At 38.2% G+C, this 10,047-nt stretch carries 7 protein-coding genes; 1 reads left to right on the forward strand and 6 read right to left on the reverse strand.

Annotated elements, in window-relative coordinates:
- Window positions 1-133: 133 nt before the first annotated feature.
- The 6 genes from pabB to V7124_RS03420 form a co-directional block, all read right to left on the reverse strand.
- On the reverse strand, window positions 134-1,876 hold the full coding sequence (pabB, locus tag V7124_RS03395; protein WP_335485997.1) for an aminodeoxychorismate synthase component I: 1,743 nt from the start codon (window positions 1,874-1,876) through the stop codon (window positions 134-136).
- 57 nt (window positions 1,877-1,933) lie between these two features.
- A complete protein-coding gene (locus V7124_RS03400) occupies window positions 1,934-3,370 on the reverse strand; it encodes an amino acid permease (protein ID WP_335485976.1) in 1,437 nt (478 codons plus the stop codon).
- A 128-nt stretch (window positions 3,371-3,498) separates the two neighbouring features.
- Window positions 3,499-5,481, reverse strand: coding sequence for an NAD(P)/FAD-dependent oxidoreductase (locus V7124_RS03405; RefSeq protein ID WP_335485978.1), 1,983 nt, complete (start codon window positions 5,479-5,481; stop codon window positions 3,499-3,501).
- A gap of 381 nt (window positions 5,482-5,862) precedes the next feature.
- On the reverse strand, window positions 5,863-6,384 hold the full coding sequence (locus V7124_RS03410; protein WP_335485981.1) for a cupin domain-containing protein: 522 nt from the start codon (window positions 6,382-6,384) through the stop codon (window positions 5,863-5,865).
- 107 nt (window positions 6,385-6,491) lie between these two features.
- Entirely contained in the window at window positions 6,492-7,085 is a 594-nt protein-coding gene (locus V7124_RS03415; protein ID WP_335485984.1) for an NADPH-dependent FMN reductase, read from the reverse strand.
- A 110-nt stretch (window positions 7,086-7,195) separates the two neighbouring features.
- Window positions 7,196-8,236: a threonine aldolase family protein gene (locus V7124_RS03420; protein WP_335485987.1), complete on the reverse strand. Its 1,041-nt coding sequence runs from the start codon at window positions 8,234-8,236 to the stop codon at window positions 7,196-7,198.
- A 226-nt stretch (window positions 8,237-8,462) separates the two neighbouring features.
- On the opposite strand from V7124_RS03420, the gene V7124_RS03425 reads away from it, so the two are divergent.
- Entirely contained in the window at window positions 8,463-9,800 is a 1,338-nt protein-coding gene (locus tag V7124_RS03425) for a TrkH family potassium uptake protein (protein WP_335485999.1), read from the forward strand.
- Window positions 9,801-10,047 lie beyond the last annotated feature (247 nt).

A 10,047-nucleotide genomic window follows, 5' to 3' on the forward strand; every position in this document is an offset into this window, starting at 1 on the left:
CCTTTATTTTAGCGCTCTATTCATTACTTTTCCTTGATATAAATCAAGACTATAGTGTATTAATTTCACTTAAATAAGCATAAAAAAAAGCAATTGCCTATTGAACAATTGCCCTACTGGAAAAACAGTATTTTTATATTAAATGTACCTCTTGCCATTTCCGAACACTATTGATAAACCAGATTTTTTCTGCCCTTTTTAAGTCAGTGTGTGTAAGAGTTTTTTCGTGAATTTCCCCTATTTTTATTAACCTGTCTCGAAACGTTCCTGCTAGTAATCCGCAGTTTACTGGAGGTGTCCATAATGTGCCGTTTATTTCCAAGACTATGTTGCCATTTGTAAACTCCGTTAACTCAAAGTCTTCATTCCACAGCAGGATATCAAAAGCTTCTGAAGTCAGTTGTTTTTGAAATTTCGTATAAACCTCTCGATTGGTTGTTTTATGATATAAAAATGGGTTATTTTTATCGACTGGTTCTTTCGCAAGGATCACTTTAACAACTGCTACTTGAGGGGAAATGGGCTGCCCTTCAATCGTCAAATCACCATTTTTTGCTGCAAGAAGGCGAACTTTACGCAACCCGGTGTTATTTTTACTTGAAAAATCCTTCAGGGTATTCTTAACTTTTTCTATATCTAACTCAAAACGAAAATAACCTGCTGATTTTCCCATCCGATTCAGATGTTCTTCAAGTAGAAAGTATTCTCCATTGTCTACTAATATACTTTCTAAGAGCTCAAATTCTGACGGTACCCCTTCCAATACTTTAGCTTTCGCAAGGATTTCGTGGTACTCCCCTTGCGAAGTGGAATCCCAAGTAATTCCCCCACCTACCCCATAAACTGCTTCACCAGATTGATGATTAATCACAACCGTTCTAATTGGTACATTAAAAATCGCTTCTTTATTCGGTGATATGTAGCCTATTGCCCCGCAATAAACTTCACGTGGTTCATTTTCTAACTCTGCAATGATGTTCATGGTACTAATCTTTGGTGCACCTGTAATCGACCCACAGGGAAAAAGGGCCTTAAAAATGTCCATTAGACTGGTAGTTTCGGAAACTTGAGCTGAAATCGTTGAGGTCATTTGATGAACGGTTGGGTAGTGTTCAATTTCAAAAAGCTTATCTACTGAAACGGTTCCAGGTTCTGCAATCATCCCGAGATCATTCCGTAACAAATCGACAATCATCACATTCTCGGCGCGATCTTTCTCAGAATGATAAAGCCAATTCGCGTTGGCACTATCTTCATCAGGTGACACCCCGCGTTTTACCGTTCCTTTCATCGGTTTGGTGGTAATTTTCCCTTGATGCAAGTGAAAAAATAACTCCGGTGAAGCAGATAAAATACTATGATCACCTGTATGGAGATAAGCACTATAATTGGAGGATTGTGCTTTTTTCAGCCTTTCAAAAAAAGCTAACCCATCCCCGGTAAAGTGTGAATGGAGACGAATGGTATAGTTGGTTTGATAGGTATCTCCGCTTTCAATACATTGTTTTATATAGTTAATTGCTTCTTTGTATGTATCCATTGAAATGGAAGGTTTCCATTCTGATAGTGTAAAGGTCCCCGAGCTATTTAGATATTTATGACCGGGCTCTGAAAAAATACCAAACCAAAGCAGCGGCATGGAACTCCCACGCTTGACCCTAAATGCAGGATCGAAAGCAGGAGCACTTTCGTATGATAAAAATCCGGCTGCATAAAACCCGTTTTCAACTTCCTCCTGTACAAGTTGAAAACTAGGGATAACATCCTCAATTTTATGAGCTGTAATTACGCGTAGCGGTTTCTGAAATGTAACCGGTTTTACTTTTCCGTTAGAATCTGCAAATTCAAATGATAAAAGAGGTTCTGTTTGTTCCATACTATTTGTCTTCACCCTTAAGCTTCTTGATTTTCAAAGAAAGAAACCTCTTTAAGTTTATTTATCCTTGTGAGTCTCGTCAACCTTTTCGGCTATTTCCTCTGAAAACTCTGTAACAAAACTTGGTTGAAAATCCCTTTTAGCTGGTTTCGTTGTATCTTTCGCTTTTAAACCACTCCGATGGTGGGCCACATAATAAATCAACGAGAAAACCACTACCATGCTTGTTCCTGTTACAAGCCCAGCAGTTTGACCAGGAATAAAGGGCATACACAATAAAACTGCGATTAAGCTTATCAACGCAATCCATGAAGTATATGGAAATCCTGGCATTTGACAACGCCCTCCTGGAGGACAGCCTTCCCTTTTTCGAAAACGAATATGGCTTGCCATAATCACTGCATAGGTAAAAATCAAAGCAAAGCCACCAGAAGTAATTAATACTAGGTAGGCTCTTGGAAATAAAAGTCCAAAAAACAACCCAATCAGCATGGCTAGACCAGAGAATAATATTCCACGATAAGGCACATCTCTTACGTCTCTAAGCCAATTAGGAGCATGACCTTCATCAGTTAGTGAACGAATCATTCTTCCTAATCCAAAAATACATGCCAGCATCGCAGAAAGAATAGCCGATATTAGCACTAAATTAAGGGCAGTACCTGCCCAGCCAATCCCCCAACGGTTAAGAGATGCGACCATCGGACTAACATTTTCACTTAGATCCGCGGTAGGAATCAGTGGCAATAATACAGCCGCGTACAGAATATACAAGCCCACAAGGGAAAAAACCGTATATCGGATAGCTTTCGGTATGGTTTCTGTTGGATTATCCGTTTCTGTAGCTGCTAATCCAATTATTTCAAAGCCTGCATAAGCAAAAACTACGAGTAACATACTGCCAGCAATGCCTTTTAATCCACCAGGCATTAATGGTTCCCTTGCTAATTCGCCTGCACCAATTGCTGGTGTATCTGGCATTAATCCTGCGATTAAAACCAATGCTGTTAGGATAAAAAAGATAATCGCAAAAATCTTGACAGCTGAAAGCCCGCTCGCGAGCTTGCCTATTTTATCTGCCCCTAATAAATTTAAGAGGGTAACACCAACAATTATCGAGCCTCCCAGCCAAGCAATCGAAACATTGGGAAACCATTCACGGATTAAAATGGATATCGCTGTTGCTTCACTTGACATCGATAGTACAGTCCCTGTCCAATAAAGCCAGCCGGCGACAAATCCAGTACCTTGTCCAAGTTCCCTGGCTGCAAAGGTACTAAAGGAGCCAACGGTAGGATTTCCCACTGTCATCTCTGACATTGCAAACAGGATTAGGTACACGAGTACTCCAGCTGCTATATAGGATAATAAAATAGACGGACCCGCTGCGTTGATTGCAACAGATGAGCCTAGAAAAAAAGATCCGCCAATTACACTTCCTAACGCCATCATTGTCAGCTGCCAGGCAGATAATCCTTTACGTTTAATCTTCAACACCATTCACCTTTTTCTAAAATGAGCTATGGTTATTATTTGCCTAAATTAGAAAAGGATTCTTTATGTTAGAAATTGGAACGAGCAAAAACTCCTCTGACTAGGTCAAAGGAGTTGATAATGCGATATTAAATAATTTCCACCAATTCTTTTGCCGATTCTTTTTTTATTATAAGTGATTCTAGGACATATGCCTTTTCAAACCCATCTTTTATTGCATTTGTTATCGAGCCAGGATTGATTGCATCGCCAATTACAAAGACATTATTAAAGTGTTTACGATAAGACTCCTCTAACGGATTAAAGGATTGGGTTCCCATTGAGAACACAACATGATCCAACACAATATCCCGTTGCTGATTATATTCATTCTCGATGATAATAGAGTTAGGTGAAATTTTAATAACGTGTTGGCCTTCGATTACTTCAACATTTGCTTTTTTCAATCGATTGATTAGCATTAATCTTGTTGGAGCGGATACCTTACTACCGGTCTCAGTTGGTACCTCAACCAAGGTTACATCAGCAGCCTTTGCAGAAAGCTGGCTCGCTACGCTATAACAAACCATCCCACTACCTACTACAACAACCTTTTTATCTGTAAAATCATTTCTCTCTAAGAGAACATCTTCATAGTCACATACAAGAGGTAAGTTATTTCCCTCTACATCGGGAATAATCGGTTTGGCACCCGTTGCTAAGAAAACAGCATATGGGTCTATTTCTTTGATTTTTTCAATGGACGCCTCTGTATTAAGTAGTACATCAACATTTAGCCGTTCCATTTCATTGGTATGATAGTCAATGATCCAGTTCATTTTCTCTTTTGCGATCGGAGCTGTTACCAGATTCAATTGTCCGCCTAGCGTAGTGTCCTTCTCAAAAATAGTGACATCGTATCCTTTTAAAGTCAGAACTCTAGCCGCTTCCATTCCACCAGGTCCACCACCAACAATCGCAACTTTTCGTTTTTCTTCTATTTTTTTTAGTTCCCTGAATTCTAACTCTCTTCCTGCTCGAATGTTTATCGAACACGATATGTGAGCTGTTACTCCTCTGGTACAATGTAAGCAGCAAATACACTTTCTAATTTCCTTATCTCGCCCTTCCTGCGCTTTCTTTGCCCATTCCGGATCGGCAATATGGGGACGTCCCATTGCGATAAAATCTGCTTTTCCATCAGCAAGAATTTTATCCGCAAACTCTGGCTCTCGAATTACCCCAACTGTTATGACAGGTATCGTCACTGCTTCTTTTACTGCTTGTGCAAGATAAACTCGCCAGCCTTGTTCGAACATCATCGATTCGATCATTTTATCCATTGAATTATAATTTCCACAGCTGGCATGGATTGCGTCAGCGCCAATCTTTTCTAAATACTGAGCAATCTGCTTACTCAATTCTATAGTCGTTCCTCCCTCTTCAAATTCATCCACACTCAAACGAATGGAAACAGGAAAGTCCTTCCCACACATATTCTTAATCCCGACTACAATTTCCTCGACAAATCGCATTCTATTTTCGAAGCTTCCGCCATACTCGTCGGTTCGAAGATTTGTGTTTGGGCTTAAGAATTGATTAATTAAGTAGCCATGTGCACCATGAAGTTCGACACCGTCTGCTCCCGCTCTTTTACACCTATAGGCACCCATTACAAATTTATTGATCGTCTGTTTCACTTCTGCATTTGTCATTTCTCTTGGTTCTTCCCCAATGGCTGTACAAGTTACGGAACTAGGTGCAATGATTTGCCTGCCATCACCTAATACCATGGAGGTTGTTTCTCTGCCTGAATGTTGCAGCTGGACGAATACCTTTGCCCCATATTTTTGAACCGCTGTTGCCAGTCGATGTACTCCAGGTACAAAACGTTCTTCATCGATTCTTAGCTGATTAAAAGTAGACTTTCCGTAGTCATAATCAATCGAAGTATATTCAACAATAATTAACCCAGTTCCGCCCTTTGCTCTTTCTTCATAATAGGCAATCTGGTGGTCTGTGACCTCTCCATTTGGTCCAGCCAGTGACGTACCCATTGCTGGCATTACAACACGATTCTTCAGTTCTAAGCTCCCGATTTTTCCTTTTTCAAATAAATGGCTGTACTTCATCCAACTCCTCCTTTTTACTTGTTCAATATTTCACAATCTTATGTAAAAAAATACTTCCACAAATATTATAGTCGATAATACTTAAGGAAGTTGTGAAATAGAAATGACATTTATGGTAGTCTATGTATAAATTGACAGTAAATTTACAATCCTTCAACTTTTGCTTAATAAAACCCCTTTATACTAATGATATAAATCAATATGAAGGAGTGGTTTCCATGCTAGAGCTCATGTTTAGAATTGTAGTCTTGATTCCAATCTGCACTTTTATGTGATTCATTCCATTTCCAATCTCTACACAATTTTTTTACCTTCCTTTACTAATTCCATCCTAGACCAAAAACACTCCATGAATATGTCATAATACTCACGGTCAAAGATTTACTTTGGCAGTTCCTTGTACGCTAGTTTCATGATGATCTCCTTGTGCTGGGGATATTTTTGCAATAAATCAGACTGTGTAAATAATTCAAAGTCTTTGAACTCGAACCCTGGGGAAACCATGCAGCCAACAAGTGAGAATGTATTATTCTCCTTAACAGAAGATCCAAAGATTGAATTTTTCTTCACTAACACTTGAGGGACCTCTCCCTCATCAAGATTCAGCCCTAATTTCATTTCTTGATATTCACCATTTTCATGAATTACGTGTACTGTCAAAGAACTTCCTCCATGAAAATACCATAATTCATCCGATTTAAGGCGATGAAAATGTGAAACATTCTCAGAGGTTAAAAGAAAATAAATACTCGTATAAAGCTTTCGCTGACCGTCAAAATTCACAGATAACTCATTATCAGAGATATTCTCAGTAGAACCATATGTATTTTTGTAATAGCCACCTTCTGGATGTGGGGTAAGTCCTAATTTGGTCACCCAGTTTTGTAATTCATTTATATGCATGAAAATCATCCCTTCATTGTCTCTAATAAGCTATTATATATGGGTTAACGAGAAAAAGCACTTATCATAAGTGCTTTTAGTCTCTCTATGCTTATAAATTTGATTTCTTATCTTACCGTTTTTAAAGCGCGGCCCCACTCTACAACTTCACCTAGCATTGCATTTACATTATCAAGATGTAAATCCGCTGGTTTAAAAACACTCATATTTTCAAAATCTGTGAATAATGAAAGTGTGGGATGTGTGCGGACATCAGCTATTTTTAATTCTGCACAGATTCCGCGTAAATGCTCAGCAGCACGAGCACCACCAGTTGACCCATAACTTACAATTCCTGCTGCTTTGTTATACCAATTTTCACGAGCAAAGTCTAAGGCATTTTTTAAAGCCCCAGTAATGCTGTGATTGTATTCTTGAACAATAAAAACAAATCCATCAAGACTAGCTAATTTTTCATTCCAAGGTCCACCTTCTGCTCCATCCGTTGTTCCTAGAAATGGTAAATCGAAATCAGCAATATCAACGATTTCATAATTGGCATCCCCTCGCTTATCGGCAATCCCTTTGACCCATTCACCTACTTGTGGACTAACCCGTCCTTGACGTGTGCTACCCAGGATAATTCCAATGTTTAACTTTTCAGTTGTCATTTGTACTTCCTCCTTCGTTTGTTTCCCAAATAGTTTGTCTAAAAAGCCCATATTTACACCTCCGTTATATTTATTATGATGTTTTTTTCAAATAACATTCTCAACTGAATATAAAAACTCCAACACTCACGAAATTAGTGAGTATTGGAGCTTTTTCTTGGTCATACAGTGCTGCATTTTAGTACCTTTTTAAGTTCCTCAATAAATCCAACTACTTCTTCTTCCTTTGTTGCCCAAGAAGTAACAAGGCGAATGGCAGATTTATCTAAATCAACCTTTTCCCATATATGAAAAGAATACTTATTTAGCAGGATAGTAATTACTGAATTCGGGAATATCGGAAATAGTTGATTGGATGGAGAATGGGTAAGAAATTTGATATTTAAATTACTTAATTCCTCCCTTAGTAACCCTGCCATCCTATTCGCATGTTTGGACAAATCAAAGAACAAATCGTCCCGGAAAAGTTCTAGGAACTGTATACCCAATAATCTTCCTTTGGCAAGGAGAGCGCCTTTTTGTTTCAAATGATATCGGAAATCCTCCTTTAAAGAATCAGTGGAGATCACTAATGCTTCGCCAATTAGTGCACCATTCTTGGTTCCACCAATATAGAATGCATCCACTAGGTCAGGAAGATCACTTAGCTGAAGATCATTTTCTTCAGAACACAATGCAGAACCAAGTCTCGCACCATCCATATACAAAATCAGGTGGTTACATTGACAGAAATCATGTAGCTCCTGAAGTTCTAGCTTAGAATAAATGGATCCTATTTCAGTAGAATTTGATATGTATACGAGTTTCGGTTTCACCATGTGCTCATCAGGATGACCATCAAGGACTATCTGCAAATCTGCTGCTGTAAGTTTTCCATCTTTCCCCTCTACCGAAAGGATTTTATGACCGGTAGCTTCAATTGCCCCTGTCTCATGCCCAAGAATATGCCCGGAACTAACTGCGATTGCTGCTTCGTGCGGTTTTAAAAAAGATGAAATGGCAATAAGATTGGTTTGTGTTCCACCCGATATAAAGTGAATATCAACGTTAGTGCTAGCGATCTTTTCTTTGATCAGCTCCTTTGCTTTACAGGAATATTGATCCTCCCCGTATCCTTCATCCTGCTTTAAATTGGTTTCAAGTAATGCAGTCAATATTCTAGGATGTGCTCCTTCGCTATAATCATTTTTAAAGCTATACATTTGATTGCCTCCGTCATGTTTAATACTTGATTTATCCCTTTTCAACATAACCTATCATATCAAGAATAGTTATCTCTTTCCAAGTGAGAAGCAATCTTATCGTTCATGCTCAACAACTTTTAATAAATGTTAAAAATGACTTCTACACTATTGTTCCTTTTTTTGGTATCCTAACGTAAAAGCATATTATTATGGGTCCTAAAAGGAGCGCTAAATTGTGGAAATAATGAAAAGAAAAGGCAACTTAATCAAAATGCATCCTGCCCAAATACTCGTTTTAGGCTTTGGTTGTTTAATATTATTAGGGACTTTTTTATTTATGCTGCCTATTGCAACCAATGAAGAAGGAAGCGGCCTAAGTTTTATTGATGCTTTATTTGAGGCGACCTCTGCTGTTTGTGTAACGGGGCTGGCTGTCGTGGATACCGGGACTACATTTACCTTATTTGGCGAAATTGTCCTTCTATGTTTGATTCAGATTGGCGGCTGGGGGTTTATGACCACAGGCATATTTATGTTCATTATTTTAGGGAAGAAAATTGGTTTAAAGGAGCGGTTACTTCTTCAAGATTCATTAAATGTATTTTCTCTTGCCGGTGTTGTCAGCTTAGTTAAGCATATAATTCTCATCACGTTTATTTTTGAACTACTTGGTGCAATTGCCTTAGCCATTCGTTGGTCATTTGAAATGCCAATTCAAAAAGCCATATATTATGGAATATTTCATTCGGTATCCGCTTTTAATAACGCAGGTTTTGGACTTGAACCTGATAATTTAAGTAAATGGGTCGGTGATCCAACAGTAAATATTGCGGTCACATCACTTTTTATTATCGGGGGAATTGGTTTTACAGTTATTCTCGACATTCAGAATAAAAGGTCTATACGGAAACTATCGCTACATTCTAAAGTTGCCATTCTCATGTCACTATTCCTTAGTATTGCAGGATTTTTAATTATTTTGATCTCAGAATTCAATAATGCTGCCACCTTAGGAAACCTTGATCTTGAAGATAAACTTTGGGCAGCCTACTTTCAAGGAGTTGTAACAAGAACTGCTGGATTTAATACGATAGACATTGGTGCTATGAACCTCTCATCTCTTGTATTTATGATGGCTTTAATGTTTATTGGAGCATCTCCAGGATCCACTGGCGGTGGAATAAAAGTAACAACCTTTGCTATTATCATTTTAGCTTTTTGGACAGTAGTAACAAATCGGCACAATGTGAACGTGTTTAAACGAAGAATTCCATGGGAATTAGTCAATAAATCACTTTCAATTGTGGTTGCAGCTATTTTCTTTATCTTTCTCATTTTCTTTTTACTCACTTTTACTGAAAAAGCTGATATGAGTAAACTATTATTTGAAACCCTGTCCGCCTTTGGTACGGTGGGTTTGTCAGCCAATCTCACAACAGAATTGTCTCCTTTTGGAAGAATCTTAATTACGATTATGATGTTTATTGGTAGGCTTGGTCCACTTACCCTGGCCTTTGCTCTGTTGAACCCTCGTAAAGAAGCAAAGGTTAAATATGCAGAAGAAAAAATCTTAATCGGCTAATACAAAAAACACCGTTGAACGGTGTTTTTTGTAGGTTATAGTTATTTTCCAAGGGTCTCCATTATATTCCACCTATGCTATAAAACCTTTACCTGCAGAATTAATGTGGGCTCTTTGCCTTAGTAATCTCAACTTCTGTTTTTTTGTTAATCTTCTCCAGAACTTTACTTTGAAATACATATAAAGCCCTCCTCAATTATCTTCGATTAGCACACTGCCAATGATATATTTAAACATTTTTCACTTT

Source organism: Neobacillus niacini (genome assembly GCF_036961885.1).
GTDB classification, from domain to species: Bacteria; Bacillota; Bacilli; order Bacillales; family Cytobacillaceae; genus Neobacillus; species Neobacillus niacini_H.